This window comes from Caulobacter sp. SRI_008, assembly GCF_057586355.1.
Genome location: NZ_JBYCZS010000019.1, coordinates 76,106 through 94,048, shown reverse-complemented (window position 1 = coordinate 94,048; position 17,943 = coordinate 76,106). Strand labels below are relative to the sequence as shown.

Below are 17,943 nucleotides of genomic sequence, written 5' to 3'. Positions count from 1 at the left end.
CGGCCCGGACGAACGCTGTGCGGGCTCTAGCGCCCTTCGTCGCTCGGGGGAAGTCGGACGGCGATATGGTTGCGCTACCATCGTTCATTGGCGCGCATTTTGTGCGTGAGACGGTGCAGTTTGGTCCCCACCTGTCCCGGAACGGAAAATCCCCGCGAAGTCGCCTTCGCGGGGATCAAACGCTCGGTCGTCCCGAAGGCCGTGGAGCTTAGCGCGCCAGCCAGCCGCCATCGACCGGCAGAGTGACGCCCTGGATGTAGTCGGCGGCCGACGAGGCCAGGAACACAGCCGCGCCGCCCAGGTCTTCCGGACGACCCCAGCGGCCGGCCGGGATGCGGGCCAGGATCGAAGCGTTGCGGTCGGCGTCGGCGCGCAGGGCCTCGGTGTTGTTGGTGTCGAAATAGCCCGGCGCGATGGCGTTGACGTTGATGCCCTTAGTCGCCCACTCGTTGGCCAGGATCTTGGTCAGGCCGGCCAGGCCCGACTTGGCGGCCGTGTACGACGGCACGCGGATGCCGCCCTGGAACGACAGCAGGCTGGCGATGTTGATCACCTTGGCGCCGGTCCCTTGAGCGAGCGCCTGCTTGGCGAAGGCTTGGGTGAGGAAGAAGACGACCTTCAGGTTGGTGTCGATCACCGCGTCCCAGTCGGCTTCGGAGAATTCGATCGAGTCGGCGCGGCGGATGATGCCGGCGTTGTTGACCAGGATGTCGACCTTGCCGAGGGCGGCGACGGTCTCGTCGACCACGCGCTGGACGGGCTCGATGGTCGAGAAGTCGGCCTTGATCGACACGAACTTGCGGCCCAGGGCCTCGACGGCGGCCTTGGTCTCGGTCGGTTCGCTGCGGCCCGCGGCGGCGATGTCGGCGCCGGCCTGAGCGAGCGCGATGGCGATCCCCTGCCCGATGCCGGTGTTGGCGCCGGTGACGAGCGCGACCTTGCCTTCGAGGCTGAACGGATTGGCCATTTTATCTGCTTCCTGATCCCAATTTGTCGTCATCCCGGACGGCCGAAAGGCCGATCCGGGACCCAGGGGCCGGCGCATTGCGGCTGCCCCTGGGTCCCGGCTCTACGCTGCGCTTCGGCCGGGATGACGGCCGAAGGAACGCGGGAGGCGTGTTACGCCTACTTCAGCTGGCAGATGTCCAGCACGTTCATGTCGGTGTAGTCGAGGTTCTCGCCGCCCATCGCCCAGATGAAGGTGTAGTTGGCGGTGCCCGAACCCATGTGGATCGACCACGGCGGGCTCATGACGGCCTCTTCGTTGGCGATCACGATGTGACGCATCTCGTCCGGCTCGCCCATGTAGTGGAACACGCGGTCGTTCTCGCCGAGGCCGAAGTAGAAATAGGCTTCCGAGCGGCGGTCGTGCAGGTGGGGCGGCATGGTGTTCCAGACGCTGCCCGGCTTCAGCACGGTCATGCCCAGCAGCAGCTGGGCCGACTTGCAGGTGGTCGGCACGATGTACTGGTAGATGGTGCGCTCGTTGGAGGTCTCCAGCGCGCCGCGCTCCAGCGGGATGGCGTCGGCGAAGGCCAGCTTCTTGGTTTCGAACGCGGCGTGGGCCGGCAGGCTGACCAGGTAGAAGCGAGCGGCTTCGCCGCCCGTGCCTTCGAAGGTCACTTCCTTGGCGCCCATGGTGACGTACAGGCCGTCACGCGGAACGATGTCGTAGGCGACGCCGTCGACGGTGATCTTGCCGGTGGTCTCACCGACGTTGATCACGCCCAGCTCGCGGCGCTCCAGGAACGGGTGGCCGGCGGCCGAGGCCGGTTCGGTCTGGTCGGGCAGCTTCACGGCGCCCACGGCGACCACGCCGCCGACGACGAAGCGTTCGGCGTGGTTGTAGTTGAGGACGACTTCGCCTTCGACGAAGAGGTCCTGCATCAGGTAGCGATCGCGCAGGTCGTCGTTGCTGACCGCGAACATCATGTCCGGATGGGTGGCGTGGTAGGTCTTGGCGAACATCGAGTTTACTCCGGAAGTGGTGTTCTTATTCGGCGGCGAGCGCCGGGGCCGGTAGCGGCCGCGGCTGATCGAGCTTGTAGGCCTTCTTAGGCAGATTGTACGTCAGGTCTACGATGAGCTCCTGAGCTTCCACCAAATCCATGCGGTGCTCGCTCACCATGCGCGCCAGGAAGGCGCTGTCGACGCGTCGGGCGACATCGTGGCGGGCGGGGATCGACAGGAAGGCGCGGGTGTCGTCGTTGAAGCCGACGGTGTTGTAGAAGCCGGCGGTCTCGGTGACCTGCTCGCGGAAGCGCATCATGCCTTCCGGGCTGTCGTGGAACCACCAGGAGGGACCCAGCTTCAGCACCGGATAGTGGCCGGCCAGCGGGGCCAGCTCGCGGCTGTAGGTCGTCTCGTCCAGAGTGAACAGGATGATCGACAGGCGCGGGTCGGCGCCCAGTCGGCCCAGGAGCGGCTTCAGCGCATCCACGTACTCGGTGCGCATCGGGATGTCGGCGCCCTTGTCGCGACCGTGCGATTCCAGAAGACCGACATTGTGGTTGCGGTGCGAGCCAGGGTGGATCTGCATCACCAGGCCGTCCTCGAGGCTCATCTTGGCCATCTCGGTCAGCATCTGGGCGCGGAACAGCTCGGCCTTGGCGGGCGTCACATCGCCCTTCACCAGGCTCTGGAACAGGGCCTCGGTCTCAGCCTCGGAAAGATCGGCCGTAGCGGCGGTCGGGTGGCCGTGGTCGGACGAGGTGGCGCCGGCCTCGATGAAGGCCGCCCGGCGGATGCGGTGGGCTTCGAGATAGCCCTTCCAGCTGTAGACGTCCTGGCCCGAGATCTCGGCGAAGCGTTCGAAGGCGCGCGGGCTGCGCTCGTCCTCGAAGTCGATGACCGCGTCGGGGCGATAGGCGGTGATGACGTGGCCGCCCCACCCGCTCTCGCGGATCGCCTTGTGGTGCTTCAGCGGATCGTGCGGGCCCTCGGTGGTGGCCAGGGTCTCGATGTTGAAGCGGTCGAACAGGGCGCGCGGGCGGAAGGCGTCGGTCGCCAGCGCCTCGTTGATGCCGTCGAAATAGGCGTCGGCGTTGTCCTCGCCGAGGAACTCGGTAAAGCCGAACACCTTGGAAAACACGTGGTTCAGCCAGATCCACGACGGCGTGCCGCGGAAGAGGTGGAAGTTCTTGGCGAACACCTTCCAGGCCGCGCGCGGATCGGTGGCCGGCACGCCGGACTTGCGGGGCACCTTCAGGTCGTCCAGCGCCACGCCCTGGCTGTAGAGCATGCGGAAGACGTAGTGGTCGGGCGCCAGCAGCAGGTCGGTCGCGTCGCGGAACGGCTCGTTGGTGGCGAACCAGGCCGGGTCGGTGTGGCCGTGCGGGCTGATGATCGGCAGGGCCGCGACGGTGGAATAGAGCTCGCGGGCGATGCCGCGCACGGTCGGATCGGCCGGGAACAGACGATCGTCGTGCAAGATCAGGGGGCGGGCCATGGCGTGTCTCCTCGTCCCTTCGCCGAAGGCCGCTGACGGGCCGTTTCGCGGCGCTTGGTAACCGGTGTCAGAGTTTGGTGCAAGGTGCAGGGCGCGGCGCGCACCCTACACAGGTTTGGGGGCAGCGGAAGACTCGCGCACCACCAGATAGGGGATCGTGGTCGCCGGATCGCCCGGCTCCTTGCCCTCGCGGGCGATCAGCTTCTCGGCGGCCATGCGGCCGACCTGGCGCGTCGGGATGTGGACGGTGGTCAGCGGCGGCCAGACGGCCTGCGCGATCTGGAAGTCGTCGAAGCCGACCACGGTCAGGTCCTCTGGCACGGTCAAGCCGGCGCGGCGGGCGGCCTGCAGCACGCCGGCGGCCATTTCGTCGTTGCCGGCGAAGATGGCGGTCGGACGCGGGGTCTTGGCCAGCAGCGCCTCGCCGGCGGCAAGACCCGATTCGAAGGTGTAGGCGCCCTGCACCACATAGTCCGGGTCGAGCTTCAGCCCCGCCGCCGCCAGGGCGTCCTCGAAGCCCCCTCGCCGCTCGTGCGACGAGCGGAAGCTGGGCAGGCCGGTGATGAAGCCGATGCGCTCGTGGCCAAGACCCACCAGGTGCTCGCCCATGGCCTGGGCGCCCAGCCGGTCGTGGCCGACGATCATGTGCTCTTCCTCGTCCAGCGGAACCGAGGCGATGCGGATGTATTCGCAGCCGATGTCGCGCAGCAGGTCGGCGACGCGCTCGTCTTCGGAAACCGACGGCGGCAGGATCACCCCGAACAGCTTCTGCCGCTCGATGAACATCCGCACGTCCTGCAGGAAGGTCGGGCTGGAGCGATCGCAGGGGTGGACCACCAGCTCGAAGCCCGAGCCGCGCATGCCGTCCAGCAAGCCCAGCTGCATGTTCACGACGTACTGCGGATTGGGGTTGTCGTAGATCATGCCGATCAGGAACGAGCGGCGGAACGCCAGGCCCCGGGCCTGGGGATCGGGGGCGTAGCCCCATTCGGCGATCACCGCCTCGATCCGCTGGCGGGTTTCCTCGCGGACGAACGGCGACTGGTTGATGACCCGCGAGACGGTCTTCTTGGAGACCCCGGCCAGGCGAGCGATGTCGTTGATGGTGGCGCGGCGACGACCGCTTTCCAGCGCGGCGTTCACATCCGTGTCGTCGGCGGACTTGTTTGGCGTCTTAGACGAGGTCACGGCGTTTCCATGCAGTGGTTTTCGTTTTTTGTCATACTCCAGCGTCTGGAGCGTCGCTAATCAAGCGGCAAAAAGCACGCTGGCGAAGCTCTTGACACCGGTTTCCACTCCCTTAGGACCGGATGGCAGCACAAAAAGTCGCAAAGACAAAGACCCAGATGAGCGAAACAGCCTCCCTCCCCGGCGAATCGATCCACGGCGTCGACCCGCGTGACCACGTCGCCACCGCCCTGCGCCCCCTTGGCGTCGGCGAAACCGTCGATCTGCACGGCCAGTCGATCCTGGTGCGGAGCGACATCCCCAAGGGCCACAAGATCGCCGTCCGCCCAGTCGCGAAGGGCGAGGACGTGCTGAAGTACGGCTGGCCGATCGGCCGGGCGACCGCCGACATCGCCGTCGGCGACCACGTGCACGTCCACAATGTCGAGACCCGCCTGGAGGGCGTCGAGGGCTACGCCTATGCGCCGGCCCCGACCGACAACACCGAAGTGGTCGGCGAGCGTAGCTTCCTGGGCTACCGCCGCGCCAATGGCCGGGTCGGCACCCGCAACGAGATCTGGGTGCTGTGCACCGTCGGCTGCGTGGCCAACACCGCCCGCCGCATCGCCGAGAAGGCCAACGCCCGCTTCGCCGGCCGCGTCGACGGGGTGTTCGCCTTCCCCCACCCGTTCGGCTGCTCGCAGCTGGGCGATGATCTTTCCCACACCCGCCAGCTGATCGCGGGCCTGGCCGCCCACCCCAACGCCGGCGGCGTGCTGATCCTGGGCCTGGGCTGCGAGAACAACCAGCTCAAAGCCCTGCTCGACAGCGCCCCGGACCTTGATCCCGCGCGCCTGCGCTCGTTCACCACCCAGTTCGTCGAGGACGAGTACGAACAGGGCCTGGAAGCCATCGAGGAACTGGTCGCCATCGCCGAGCAGGACCGCCGCGAGCCGGCGCCGATCTCCGAACTGGTGGTGGGCCTGAAGTGCGGCGGCTCGGACGGCTTTTCGGGCGTCACCGCCAACCCTCTGGTCGGCCGCATCGCCGACAAGGTGGCGGCCGCCGGCGGCACGCCGGTGCTGACCGAGATCCCCGAGGTGTTCGGGGCCGAGAACGTGCTGCTGCAACGGGCTGCAAGTCGCGAGATCTTCGACGAGGCCGTCGCGGTGATCGACGACTTCAAGCGCTACTTCATCGACAACAACCAGCCCATCTACGAGAACCCCTCGCCCGGCAACATCGCCGGCGGCATCACCACGCTTGAGGAGAAGTCCCTGGGCGCGGTGCAGAAGGGCGGCCGCGCGCCGCTGGTCGAGGTGCTGCGCTACGGCGAACGCGTGGGCCCGCACGGGCTGACGCTGCTGGAAGCCCCGGGCAACGACGCGGTATCGTCCACCGCCCTGACGGCGGCCGGCGCCACGGTGATCCTGTTCACTACCGGCCGCGGCACGCCGCTGGGCTTCCCCGCCCCCACGCTGAAGATCGCCTCCAACAGCGCCCTGGCGATCCGCAAGCCGTCATGGATCGACTTCGACGCCGGGGTGGTGCTCGACGGCCAGACCATGGATCAGGCCGCCGACTCCCTGCTCGACCTGGTGGTCGCCACCGCCTCGGGCCAGGAGACCAAGGCCGAGCGCAACGGCGAACGCGAGATCGCCATCTGGAAGTCGGGCGTGACGCTCTAGGGCGGATCGACGTTCAAGAACGCGAGCTATTTTTCACCGAGCATCCCCGCGAAGGCGGGGACCCAAGCCGAGTCTGCGGATAGCCCACGGCCGCGCCCCATCCTGAGCGCCAGCTTGGGTCCCCGCCTTCGCGGGGAATGACGGAATTGGGGCCAGCAGTTTAGCGACGATCCGTTCTAGGCGCCGCCCCTCGCCGCCAGCCCTCGCAGGGCCAGGCGCGCCGCCTCGCGCAGTTCGTCCTGGCCCGCCCCGCCGCGCGCGGCCACCTTCAGGCCCGAGCGCAGGGTCAACAGCATGCGGGCCGCCGCCTCGGCGTCGAGTCCGGCGTCGAACGCGCCCGTGGCGATCCCGCCCTGCACCCGGGTGGCGAAGGCGGCGACGACGGCGCGGGCGGCCTCGTCATTGAGGGCGTTGACCTCCGGATCCGAGCGGCTGAACTCGACGATCGAACCGACGCCCAGGCAGCCGCTTTCCAGCTCTTCGGACGAGCCGAGCCCAACCAGCAGCGCGGCCTCGACAGCGTCGGCCGCCTGGTCGTGGGACGCGAGCGCCTGGACCATCTGGGCCAACGAACCGGCCGCGTAGCGGCGCAGGGCCTCCAGGAACAGACGGCGCTTGTCGCCGAACGCCCCGTAGAGGCTCTGGCGGCCGATGCCCATGCCCTCGATCAGGTCGCTGGTCGAGGCGGCCTCGTAGCCGTGGCGCGCGAACACCTTGATCGCGCTGGCGATCGCTTCGTCCCGGTCGAATTCAGAAGGCCTGGCCATGATCGCATCCTAGCGACCTTGATCGATCAGTCCAGAATTATTCTTGACTGATCGATCCCGAATGCACAGTTGTTATGGACCAATCAGTCCATAACGGAACATCGCCATGACTTCCCCCTCCTCCTCCCCTGCCCCCGCACTGGTTTTCGGCGGCTCGCGCGGCATGGGCGCCGCCATCGTCCGACGCCTCGCCGCCGAAGGACGCCCGGTCGCCTTCACCTACGCCAGCTCGCCGGGCAGCGCCGCGGCCCTGGCCGCCTCCATCGAGGAGACCGGCGGAACGGCGCTGCCCCTCCAGGCCGACAGCGCCGACGCCGAAGCGGTGCGCGCCGCGGTCGAGGCCGCCGTCGCGCGGTTCGGAAAGCTGGGGGTGCTGGTCGTCAACGCCGGCGTGCTGATCCCCGGCGCGATCGACCAATACGCCTTCGACGACTTCGACCGCATGCTGGCGGTCAATGTGCGCGGGGTGTTCGCGGCCATCCGCCACGCCGCCCCGCACCTGCTGGACGGCGGCCGCATCGTCACGATCGGCAGCAACACGGCCGAGCGGATCGGCGCGCCCGGATCGAGCGTCTACGCCATGACCAAGGCGGCCGTGGCCCAGCTGGTGCGCGGCGCCGCGCTCGACTTCGCCCCGCGCGGGATCACCGTCAACAACGTCCAGCCGGGTCCGGTCGAGACCGACATGACCGCCGGCCTGATGGACTACATCACGCCCCGCCTGCCGCTGGGCCGCATCGGCAAGCCCGAGGAGATCGCCGACCTGGTCGCCTGGCTGGCCGGTCCGACCGCCGGCTACATGACCGGCGCCAGCCTGACCATCGACGGCGGCTGGACGGCCTGAGGCGGCGCTTAGGATTGATCGACATTCAAGCTCGGTGCGTGGTCCTCGTCCTTCGACAAGCTCAGGATGAGGACCATTTACAGGCTCGGGCAGTAGAAAAACCTCATCCTGAGCCTGTCGAAGGACGAGGTTTTCGTCTCAAACGCCGAATGCCGATTGACCCTAGTCCGGGACCGAGAAGTTGACCGGGATGAGGATCGGCTCGTCGACTGGGACGCCGTCGATCGTCTCTGGGCTGAAGCGGAACAGCCGGCTCATTTTCAGCGCCGCTTCGCCGAAGCCGTATTCCAGCGGCGATTCCGACAGCAGCGTGCAGTCCTCCACCCGGCCCTTGACGATCCGGGCGCAGCTGAGCTCGGCCTTGCCGCCGACCTCCATGCGCTGGGCGCGGTCAGGGTAGTAGCGGGCGGCGGAGTCGGCATCCATGCCGGCGCGGATCAGGGGCCGGTAGTCGACGACTCCCGGCCCCGGCCTGGGCAGGTCGGGCTCCGCAGCGACGATCGAGGGCTTGCCGAACTTGCCGACCGGCACGTCCAGCAGCACGGTCGCGCCGATCGTCGAGCGGCCCTCGTCGGTCCAGAGCGGGGACGCGACCTTGGCGAGCCGCGCCCGCGCGTCGATCTCGGCCCCGGCGTCGCCGGCCGGCGTCAAGCTCAGGATCTCGCAGCCTTCCAGCTTTCCGCTCAGGCCGACCCGGCAGCGGGCCCGCGCCTCGCCCGGGACCGGCGGCTTTCCGTCCGGCTTCGGCGTCGGCGCCGCGTACGGCATGCTCATCCAGTAAGGCCGGCCCTCCGGGTTTCCGAAATCGATCACGACCGCCTGGGGCGTGAGCACCGGGGCGGCAGGAGCCTTCTTGCGGGCGCCCGACGCGGCGGAGGTCGTCGGCGGCTCGAGCCGGAAAGCCGAAGCCAACCCCAGGGCGGCCTCGCCGAAACCCTCGCCCTTCACCGTCTCGGCGATCACGCGGCAGTCCTGGAGCCGGCCTTCGTCGTTGGCCATGCAGCTGAGCCGGACCAGCCCCTTCACCCCGCGCTGCCGGGCCGAAGGCGGATAGGCCGCCAGGACGTCGGCCTGGCTGGGCGCGGCGCGCCACGCCAGGGTGGGCTGATAGGGCGCGCCCTCGAACGGACGGCAGCGGTAGTCGCAGGAGAAAAACACCTTCACGACGGTGGTCATGGGAACCGGAACGCCGTTCCTGCGCCCCGGCTGGAAGCGATAGAGGGGCGCCACGCTCAGCGCGGCGGGGCCCAGGTCCTGCGCCACGCTGCGTTGCGACAACACCCCGCAGTCCTTGGCGCGCCCCTCCAGCGTCACCGTGCACAGCAAGTCGACACTGCCTTCGAGGCCACTGAAGCGCGCCGCCGCCGGCCAGGCGGCGTGCAGCGCGTCCTGAGAGGGCTGCTCCACCTCCAGCGGGGCGACGTATTCGACCCCGCCCGCATGGAACACCCGCGCCTTGGGCGCGATGAACTGCACGGCGATGGTGCGCGAGCCGGTCACGGCCCGGGTTCTCGGCGCGACCTCGTAGCGCTTGACCATGGTCAGCGCCGCCGCGCCAAAGCCCTCGCCCACGGGCGTCTCCGACGTCAGGGCGCAGCCCCAGACGCGTCTCTCGGCCGCCTGGCAGGTCACGATCGCGACGCCGTTCAGACCCTTGGCCTTGGCGTCGGCCGGATAGACGCCCTGCACCTCGTCATAGCGATAGGCGAAGACCGGATCGCCGGTTCCCTCCTGCGCGGCCGCGCCGCCGCCCATCCCCGCCCAAGCCAAGCCGATCCAGGCCAGCGCTGCAAAGGCGCCGGCTTTCCCGGTCGTACGATAGGTCATGATCCACCCCGAAACTCGCCTCAACCTATGGACGGCGGTGACGATTGCCAAGCCACCGGTCGGCGAGTTCGGGAAGCGAAGGAACGGGCGGCGCGGCGCGCCGCCCTCCCCGCGTCAGTGCGCGGCGTCCTTGGCCTTTTCACCGGCCTTTTCCGCCTGATCGCCGGCCTTCTCGGCGGTCTCGCCCGCGGCTGCCGCCGCATCGCCGGCCGCCTTGGCCGTGCTGGTGTCGCCGGCGGCCGCGGCCTGGGCGCTGGCGTCGGCGGCGGTGTCGGCGGCGCTCGAAGCCTGGGCCGCGGCGTCGGCCGCCTTCTGGCTCTCGACCGAGGCCTCGGCGGCCTTTTCGGTCTTGTTCTCGCAGGCGGTGACGCTCAGGGCGACGGCGGCCAGGCCGATGAGCAGGGTATGACGCATGTGAACTCTCCCAAACGAGCTTCGCCGGTCTGTCGCCGGCTTGGCTCAACCCGCATGCGGCGGCGTTCGTTCCGCCGCCCTCCGCTCAGGCCTTCGGGCATGAAAAAGCCCGGCGGCGTCCTTTCGAACGCCGCCGGGCCGGTCTCTTCAGCGAAAGCGCGTCCTTAGAAGCGCTTGGTCACCTGCACCCCGTAGGTGCGCGGCTCGTTGACGAAGGCGGTCAGGTTGTTGAAGTCGATCGCGCCGATGACATTGGCTTCGTCGGTCAGGTTGCGGACGTAGACCGCCGCTTCCAGGCCCTGGGCCGGGTTGCGCCAGCCGGCGCGGGCGCCGCCTTCGAAGTTGGTGTCCTGCATGAACTCGACCGATTCATAGAGGAACAGGTTGAAGTCCTTCTGCATGACCCAGTCGGTCGAGGCGAAGAGCTCGGTGCCGTTGCTCAGGCCATGCACGTAGTTCAGCGTGATGTTGGCCGTGTACTTCGGGGCCTGCGGGAACGGGTTGCCGTCGATGTTGGCGCGACGGGTCGTGCCCACCGTGACGATCGGATCGGTGACCGTGCAGTTGGCGCCGCAGAAGGCGACCAGCAGGTCCTTGTCCTTGATCTCGGTGTGATTGTAGGCGAACCCGCCCGACAGGCTGAAGCCCGCGCCCAGATAGACGTCGCCGTCCAGTTCCAGGCCGTAGCCCTCGCCCTTGTCGGCGTTGATCAGCTGGTTGAAGTTGCCTTCGCCGCCGATGGCCGTGAACTGCGGGTCGGTGACTTCGTAGTAGTAGACCGTGGCGTTCAGGCGAGCCTTGCCCTGCCACAGGCGCGACTTCAGGCCGGCCTCGTAGGACATCACCGTCTCGGAATTGGCCGCCGTGATCAGGTCGGACGAAGTGATCCGGCCCTGCAGCGACGGACCGCGATAGCCCTTGGCCACGCGGGCGAAGGCGTTCAGGTCGCTGTTGATTTCATACAGCGCGCTGAGGTCCCAGCTGACCTGCTCGTCGCCGACCGAACGGCGCACGTTCGACAGCGGCAGGGCCGTGCTGGTGCTGCCGGCCGGGATGATCCGGTCGCCGTGGAAGTCGCGGCTGTCTTCGGTGTAGCGCAGGCCGCCGGTGATCTTCAGGGCGTCGGTGACCTTGTAGTTGGCCTGGCCGAACACCGACCAGGATTCCGAGCGCTGGATGATGTCGCCGATGACGATCGGGTTCAGGCCGCCGACGCCGTTGAAGGTGCCCGAGACGAGGTTGAAGCGCTCGTCCCAGAAGAAGGCGCCGACCTGCCAGCCCAGGCGGCCGTCGCCGTTCGAGGCCAGGCGCACTTCGATGGTCTTCTGGTCCAGGTCGCTCGACAGGGTGCCGGTCTCGGAGTTGAACGGCGTCTTGTAGGGCGCGGTGGAGGCGGCCGAGGCGACGCCGCCGTCGATGTCGCCGTCGCCGGCCGAACGGCCCTGATAGGCGCTGACCACGCCGGTCAGGGTGACCGGCCCGAAGTCGTAGGCCGCCTGCAGGCTCTGCGAGGTGGTGTGCTGCTTCTGCGGGTTGTTGCGGCCGCCGTCGTAATAGACCGTGTCGCGGTCGAAATTGCCGTTCAGCTCGTTGGAGCCCTTGGTCAGCACGTTGGCGCGGTTCAGCGTGCCGGTGCCGGTGTAGTTGCGCGACTGCAGGGTCAGCAGGGTCGACAGGCGGTCGGTCGGCTTCCAGGCCACGTGCACGCGGGCGGCGGTGTCGTCGAAGCGGCCCAGGTCGTCGCCGTCGCCGGCGAACGAGGGATTGTAGGCGTTGTTGACCCAGTCGTCGCGATGGTTCCACAGGCCGGCGATGCGCACCGACAGCGTGTCATTGACGGGGATGGTCACGCCGGTCTCGGCGCGCACCGCGCCCAGGTTGCCGTAGGCGATCGAGCCGAAGCCGCCGAACTCGCCGCCCGGCTTGACGGTGTCGATCTTGACCACGCCGGCCGGGGTGTTGCGGCCGAACAGCGTGCCCTGCGGGCCGCGCAGCACTTCCAGCTGATCGACGTCGAACAGCGGGAAGCCCTTCAGGTAGACGTTCTCGAGCACCACGTCGTCGAGCACGACGGAAACCGGCTGCGAGGCGTTGAAGTCGAAGTCCACATTGCCGAGGCCGCGGATATAGAAGCGCGGGGCGTAGCGGCCGTTGGAGCTTTCGATCTGCAGGCTGGGCACGCGGGCCGAGAGCGACAGCACGTCGCCGCCGCCGGCCGACACGGCCGCCAGGGTCTTGCTGCTCATCGCGGTGACGGCGAACGGCACGTCGCGGATGTTTTCGCTGCGGCGCTGGGCGGTGACGACGATCTCCTCGGTCACCGTGGCGTCGGAGGCCGGCGCCTGCTGGGCCAGAGCCGGCGCCGAAACCATCAGGGCCAGGGCGCTGACCGACAGGCCCAGCCAGTTCTGATGATGCTTCATGTTGGTATCCCCTAAAAATTCGGGGAGGACCTACGCCGCAACGTTGCAACACCGCCAACAAAAACCGGCGCTATTGCTTGAATTTTTCAAGACAACTCGAACACCGAACGACGAACACTGATCTTCGCTGCGAAAGCACTACATCGCAAACCACGATCGAACGGCAATATATGACCCGCGCCCGTCACAACGAGGCCCGCGCGAGACGCCTCACCGACGCACGTAAGAAAAGAATTACCTCACAAAACTCCGTTCACGGACTATCACTCCATGAACGGTTCAGGGCAGGCCAGGCGTCCAGGACGGCCGCGCCCGCGGGTCAGACCGACATCATCGCGTCCCAGGCCACGCTGCGCCACGTGCGAACCCTGCGGATTTCGACTCGGATCGTCTGCGGCGCCGCGCCCGGGCGGCGCACCATCCGCACCACGAGGTCATGAGAGGCCGAAGGCGTGGCGATCGGCGGAACAGTGAACCCACACATCGTGTCGGGCGCGGCGCCGGGCCCGCAATCCTCCCCATCGACGCCTGGCTGGCCGGGCGCGGGCTCCAGCCGGGCCGACAGCGGTCGCTCGCCGTCGCCGCAGTCGATCCAGGCGACCACGACCAGCGGATAGGCGACGTCGGAAGCGTCGACGCCCGGCCCGAGCTGCTTTCTCGTCCAGTCGCTGCGTTGACTGACCTTGACCTCGCACGCGCCATCGCTGCGCGCGACGACCTCCTCCAACCGGTAGGGCCAGAGAAGGAACGCCACGATTGCGGCGGCCAAGGCGATCCCGCACCAGCGCAGGACGCGCCCGAACATCTTCCAGCCGCTCACTTGACCTCGCGGCTCGAGGGACTTGCACGACGACTTTGCACGACGACTTCAGGCATCGAATCCCACGCGAAACTCCAAGTGGGGATGGGACGATACGATCCGCGAGGCGGCAAGGCCTGGGCGGCGGACGCTCACCCCAACTCCCATCATTCCCGTCCTTGTAGCGGGAATGATGGGGAGAAGTGGAAAGGCCCTACGCCCCCGGGATCGCCTGGGCGAACCTGAACACCCGGTCCGGATCGACCGCCGCCTTGATCGCCTTCAGCCTGGGCAGGTTGTCGCCGTAATAGGAGGTGGCGAAGTAGTCGGGCTTGGACGGATCCCTCGACAGGCCTGGGTCGGCGAAGTTCTGGTAGGCGCCGCCGCCGGCGCGCGGGCGCATGGTCCTGTAGAAGGCGTCCAGCCAGGCGTGGTTGGCCCTCATCCGCGCCTCGTTGTGCGAGTCGGCCTCGCCCCAATAGAGGCCGTTGACCATCAGCCAGCGGCTGTCGCGGTGAACGAAGGCGGTGTCGGCCTTGCCCACGGCGTTGATCTGGCCGCCGGTCTGGAAGAAGCGCAGGTCGCAATAGCCGTAGGTCCCCGGCCATTTGCGCAGGTGCTCCAGGCCCGCGGCCAGGTCGTCGGCTCCGAACCTGCGGTTGGTCACGAAGGCCGAGCGCTCCTGGTAGAAGGTGGCGAAGCCGTCCTCGTGCAGGAAGTCCTGGGCGGGCCAGTAGAGCAGTTCCTCGACCCCCGCCCCGCCGGTCGGCTTGGCCAGGTCGAACACCGGCTGCAGCAGCTTCATCAGCGCATCACGCGGCCCGACGAACTGGCCCAGCAGGCTGATCGGGACGTCGTAGCCGGCCTTGACCTGCACCGGCGTCACCGCCCCGAACGACACCCGCGAGCCCAGAGCGTCGGGCGCTTCGTCCAGCACCGCCATCAGCTTGGCGCCCAGTTCGGCCACCGAGACCTTGGGATGCGGCGCGTCGGGCGTGCGGCTCCAGCTGAGGTCGAACACGGTGACGACCTTGCCCTTCACGTCGAAGGTCTGCAGCGAGAACGAGGTGCTGACCCCGAAATTGCCGCCGCCCCCGCCCTGGCTGGCCCAGAACAGGTCGCGGTCCTTCGGGTCGGCCGCCTTGGGCGACAGCTTTCGCAGCGAGCCGTCGGCCAGAACGATCTCGCTCTCGACCAGCTGATCGCAGCCCAGGCCGTGGGCGCGCATGTTGAAGCCGATGCCGCCGCCCAGCAGGAAGCCGGCCGCGCCCACCGACGGGCAGCGGCCGTGGGTGACGGCGCGGTCCTGGCTGCGCAGCAGGCGGTAGAGGTCGCGGTTGCGCGCACCCGCACCAGCCCGGGCCACGCCGGTGGCGGCGTCGTAGCTGGCCTGGCTGAGGCCGCCGGTGTCGAGCATCAGGCCCGTCGTCGTCGAATAGCCGGCGTAGGAATGGCCGCCGCCGCGCACGACCAGCGGCACGTCGTTCTGGCGCGCCCAGCCGATGGCGAAGGCGACGTCGGCGGCCGAGCCGCAGCGGGCCACGCCCTGCGGCAGGGTCGCGGCGAACTCCAGATTGTTGGGCAGGGCGATGGCCTGGTAGTCGGCGTCCCAGGCGCGCAGCACCCCGCCGCTCAGGTTCCGCGCCAGGCGGTCCCACTCGCCCTCGGCCGGACCGGCCGGCGGCGTCGGATTGGGCGCGTGCAGCGGCGAGCGGGCCAGGGCGCTCCTCGGCGCCAGCGCCGCCCCCATGGCCAGCAGGCCGCCCGCGGCCAGGAAATCGCGCCGGCTGGCGAAATAGCGTTTCGTCTGCATCGTCTCCCCCAGATTTTTCTTCGAAACTCGTCGGCCGCGATCAGCGGCAGTCCGCCGCCACCTTGGCTAGGGCCGTGCCGCCGTCGCCCTTGGCGAACAGCGCCTGCTCCTCGGGCGGCAGGGTCGGCAGCGCCTGGGCGAAGCCGTTCTCGCGGCCGCGCGCATAGTCCTCCAGCACCGTCATCGCCGCCGGCGACAGCTGGGCCTGCAAAACATTGGCCGCGCAGGCGCAGCCGATCCGGTCGTACTTGAGCCCCAGGCCCGTCAGCTTGCCGTCGACGCAGGCCCGCGTCACCACCGCCCGCTGGGCGGCCGGGGCGTCGGCCTCGACCCGGTCGCAACTCGACGCCGCAACGCCCGACGCCAACACCGCCGCGATGATCAGAAACTTGCGCATGCTCTTCCCTTGCGGCGGCAAGCTTGGCGCTACAGCCTTCGGTTTTATGTGAAAATTATAACGCCGCGGCGCTTTCCCCCGGATCCCCCCGCTCAGCGTGCGATGGCGGCGAAGACAGGATTGCCACCGGTGTCTCGGCGCCGCATCTAGGCGTCCGGGCGGACGCCAGATCCGCCGAACCAGCATTATCGAGGCGCCCCCTGTGACCACCGACACCGCCAGCTCGTCCCTGCGCCTGAGCGCCGTCAGCTATCCGGCCGCCCTGCCCGGCACGGCCTTGCCCGGCTACGACCGCGACAAGGTGGAGATCGGCGTCGTCCACTTCGGTCCCGGCGCCTTCCACCGCGCCCACCAGGCCTTCTATTTCGACCGGCTGCTGGAAAGCGACCCGCGCTGGGGGATCTGCGCCGTCTCGCTGAAGAGCCCCGGCGTGCGCGACGCGCTCGCTCCGCAGGACGGTCTCTACACCCTGGCCCAGTTGGACCGTGAGACGAGCTTCCGCGTCATCGGCTCGATCCTGGAGGTGCTGGTCGCGCCGGAAGACCCAGAGGCGGTGTTCGCCCGCCTGGCCGCGCCGCAGACGCGCCTCGTCACCCTGACCGTCACCGAAAAGGGCTACTGCCTGACCGGCGAGGGCAAGCTCGACACCGGCCATCCCGACATCGTCCATGACCTGGCTTCGCCGCGCGGCCCGGTCAGCGCCGTGGGCTACATCGTCGAGGGCCTGCGCCGCCGCTTCGCCGCCGGCCTGCCGCCCTACGCGGTCGTCGCCTGCGACAACCTCGCCGACAACGGCTGGCGCCTGAAGGCGGCCACGATCGCCTTCGCCGAGGCGGTGGATCCGGCCCTGGCCTCGTGGATCGAGCAGACCGCCGCTTTCCCGCGCACCATGGTCGACAGCATCACCCCGGCCACCGACGACGCCCTGCGCGCCCGCGTCCAGGCCGCCACCGGCCTCTTCGACGCCTGGCCGATCCAGCGCGAGGCCTTCACCCAGTGGGTGGTCGAGGACGTGCTGGGCGAGAACGCCCCCGACCTCGCCTCGGTCGGCGTCACCCTGACCGACGACGTGCGCGGCTTCGAGCGGGCCAAGCTGCGCCTGCTGAACGGCGTGCACTCCACCCTGGCCTATGCCGGTCTGCTGAAGGGCCATGAGACGGTGTTCGAGGCGGTCGGCGACCCGGCTCTGGAGGCCCTGGCCCGCGACCTGATGGTGCAGGACATCATCCCCACCCTGACCGCCCCGCGCGGCCTGGACCTGGTCGCCTACGCCGAGGCCATTCTCGACCGCTTCCGCAATCCCGAGATCCGCCACTTCCTCAGCCAGATCGCCTGGGACGGCTCGCAGAAGCTGCCGTTCCGCATCCTCGGCACGGTGAAGGACGCGCTGGAGGCCGGCCGCCCGGTCGACCGTCTGGCCGTACCGATCGCCGCCTGGTTCCATTTCCTGAAGAAGCGCGCCGCCGAAGGCGTCGCCGTCACCGACCCCCTGGCCGACCGCCTGCTGGCCGTCGTCCAGGCCCTGCCGGGCGACGTGAAGGGCGATGTGGCCGCGTTCCTGGCGGTGGAAGCGGTGTTCCCAGCCGAACTGGCGGCGAACGCGACGTTCGCGGCGGCGGTGGAGACGGCGTACGGGGAACTCGCCTAGTTAACCCCCGCGAAAGCGGGGCCCAGGCGTTTTATCGTCGAGCGCCGCGCGTTTCAGAAAAAGCCTGGGTCCCCGCTTTCGCGGAGATTTTGCGGATCCATGACCCCTACGCATACGGAGCCCGCGCGGGAAACTCACTCGATGCTGCAGCTCAGCACGGCGCCCTGGGCCTGGTCGCGCTCGACGGCGATCGTCACCTTCACGCCCGGAGGACCGCTGGTGTCGACGCGCCGTCCCTGCTGGCCCAGCCGGAAGCCGGCCGCATTGACCTCGCGCAGCACGTCTTCGAACGGCGCGTCGAAGCCGATCCACAGGCGATTTCCGTAGCCCATCCAGCCGCCGACCGCGATCTGGCGCACCTTCAGGCCGCGCCAGGTTCCCGACACCGGGACGATGGCGCGATAGGTGTCGCCGTTCATCTCCACGTCCGGCTCGCCGACCTGCGATCGATAGGCTTCCGGCACCTGCGGGACGGCCGGCAGCACGGTCAGCTCCATGGGAGAGCCCTCGAACTTCACGACGCTGGTGGTCAGGCGCTGCAGGTCGGGTGCGGGCTGGCAGCGCGCGGCGTCCTTGAAGGCCAGAAGGCCGTCGAGCGGCGGCGGGGGCGGCGCCTTCTTCTGTTCGGCGCAGCCGGTCAGCGCCATCAGGGCGGCCGCCGTCAGGCCCGCGCCAAGTCCGATCTTCCGCATCACGCCCCCAACTCGC

General features: G+C 68.8%; 15 protein-coding genes and 1 pseudogene. 3 read left to right on the top strand and 13 right to left on the bottom strand.

Features of this window, described 5'->3' with window-relative positions:
- Positions 1–208: 208 nt before the first annotated feature.
- From kduD to AC2YHT_RS17300, 5 genes and pseudogenes are all read right to left on the bottom strand, one after another.
- The gene (gene kduD, locus AC2YHT_RS17320; protein WP_487291008.1) at positions 209–967 is read right to left on the bottom strand and encodes a 2-dehydro-3-deoxy-D-gluconate 5-dehydrogenase KduD; all 759 of its coding nucleotides are present in this window, start codon (positions 965–967) and stop codon (positions 209–211) included.
- 1 nt (position 968) lies between these two features.
- Positions 969–1,093 (bottom strand): annotated as a pseudogene (locus tag AC2YHT_RS17315) (hypothetical protein); the annotation flags it as partial.
- Positions 1,094–1,125: 32 nt separating this feature from the next.
- A complete protein-coding gene (gene kduI / locus AC2YHT_RS17310; RefSeq protein ID WP_487291007.1) occupies positions 1,126–1,968 on the bottom strand; it encodes a 5-dehydro-4-deoxy-D-glucuronate isomerase in 843 nt (280 codons plus the stop codon).
- A 25-nt stretch (positions 1,969–1,993) separates the two neighbouring features.
- Positions 1,994–3,448, bottom strand: a complete 1,455-nt coding sequence (uxaC, locus tag AC2YHT_RS17305; RefSeq protein ID WP_487291006.1) for a glucuronate isomerase — start codon at positions 3,446–3,448, stop codon at positions 1,994–1,996.
- A 105-nt stretch (positions 3,449–3,553) separates the two neighbouring features.
- On the bottom strand, positions 3,554–4,636 hold the full coding sequence (locus tag AC2YHT_RS17300; protein ID WP_110120131.1) for a LacI family DNA-binding transcriptional regulator: 1,083 nt from the start codon (positions 4,634–4,636) through the stop codon (positions 3,554–3,556).
- Between the two features lie 158 nt (positions 4,637–4,794).
- Here AC2YHT_RS17300 and AC2YHT_RS17295 point away from each other — a divergent pair, with 158 nt between their 5' ends.
- Entirely contained in the window at positions 4,795–6,303 is a 1,509-nt protein-coding gene (locus AC2YHT_RS17295; protein WP_487291005.1) for a UxaA family hydrolase, read from the top strand.
- Positions 6,304–6,479: 176 nt separating this feature from the next.
- Here the strand turns inward: AC2YHT_RS17295 and AC2YHT_RS17290 are convergent, their stop codons facing one another.
- Positions 6,480–7,070, bottom strand: coding sequence for a TetR/AcrR family transcriptional regulator (locus AC2YHT_RS17290; protein ID WP_487291004.1), 591 nt, complete (start codon positions 7,068–7,070; stop codon positions 6,480–6,482).
- A gap of 106 nt (positions 7,071–7,176) precedes the next feature.
- Between AC2YHT_RS17290 and AC2YHT_RS17285 the strand changes: the two genes are divergently transcribed.
- Positions 7,177–7,914 carry an SDR family oxidoreductase gene (locus AC2YHT_RS17285; RefSeq protein WP_487291003.1) on the top strand — a complete coding sequence of 246 codons (738 nt, stop codon included), beginning with the start codon at positions 7,177–7,179 and terminating at the stop codon, positions 7,912–7,914.
- 162 nt (positions 7,915–8,076) lie between these two features.
- Here AC2YHT_RS17285 and AC2YHT_RS17280 read toward each other — a convergent pair whose 3' ends face one another.
- The 6 genes from AC2YHT_RS17280 to AC2YHT_RS17255 all read right to left on the bottom strand — a co-directional run bounded on the left by AC2YHT_RS17280 (position 8,077) and on the right by AC2YHT_RS17255 (position 15,587).
- Entirely contained in the window at positions 8,077–9,741 is a 1,665-nt protein-coding gene (locus tag AC2YHT_RS17280; protein ID WP_487291002.1) for an energy transducer TonB, read from the bottom strand.
- Between the two features lie 114 nt (positions 9,742–9,855).
- A complete protein-coding gene (locus AC2YHT_RS17275; RefSeq protein WP_487291001.1) occupies positions 9,856–10,155 on the bottom strand; it encodes a hypothetical protein in 300 nt (99 codons plus the stop codon).
- A 164-nt stretch (positions 10,156–10,319) separates the two neighbouring features.
- On the bottom strand, positions 10,320–12,578 hold the full coding sequence (locus AC2YHT_RS17270; RefSeq protein WP_487291000.1) for a TonB-dependent receptor: 2,259 nt from the start codon (positions 12,576–12,578) through the stop codon (positions 10,320–10,322).
- A 319-nt stretch (positions 12,579–12,897) separates the two neighbouring features.
- Positions 12,898–13,398, bottom strand: a complete 501-nt coding sequence (locus AC2YHT_RS17265; RefSeq protein WP_487290999.1) for a hypothetical protein — start codon at positions 13,396–13,398, stop codon at positions 12,898–12,900.
- Positions 13,399–13,591: 193 nt separating this feature from the next.
- Positions 13,592–15,190, bottom strand: coding sequence for an FAD-binding oxidoreductase (locus AC2YHT_RS17260; RefSeq protein WP_487290998.1), 1,599 nt, complete (start codon positions 15,188–15,190; stop codon positions 13,592–13,594).
- A 40-nt stretch (positions 15,191–15,230) separates the two neighbouring features.
- Positions 15,231–15,587, bottom strand: a complete 357-nt coding sequence (locus AC2YHT_RS17255) for a hypothetical protein (RefSeq protein WP_487290997.1) — start codon at positions 15,585–15,587, stop codon at positions 15,231–15,233.
- Positions 15,588–15,789: 202 nt separating this feature from the next.
- Here AC2YHT_RS17255 and AC2YHT_RS17250 point away from each other — a divergent pair, with 202 nt between their 5' ends.
- Complete coding sequence (locus AC2YHT_RS17250) at positions 15,790–17,235, top strand: mannitol dehydrogenase family protein (RefSeq protein ID WP_487290996.1); 1,446 nt, start codon at positions 15,790–15,792, stop codon at positions 17,233–17,235.
- A 134-nt stretch (positions 17,236–17,369) separates the two neighbouring features.
- Here AC2YHT_RS17250 and AC2YHT_RS17245 read toward each other — a convergent pair whose 3' ends face one another.
- Positions 17,370–17,927 carry a hypothetical protein gene (locus AC2YHT_RS17245; RefSeq protein ID WP_487290995.1) on the bottom strand — a complete coding sequence of 186 codons (558 nt, stop codon included), beginning with the start codon at positions 17,925–17,927 and terminating at the stop codon, positions 17,370–17,372.
- Between the last annotated feature and the right edge of the window lie 16 nt (positions 17,928–17,943).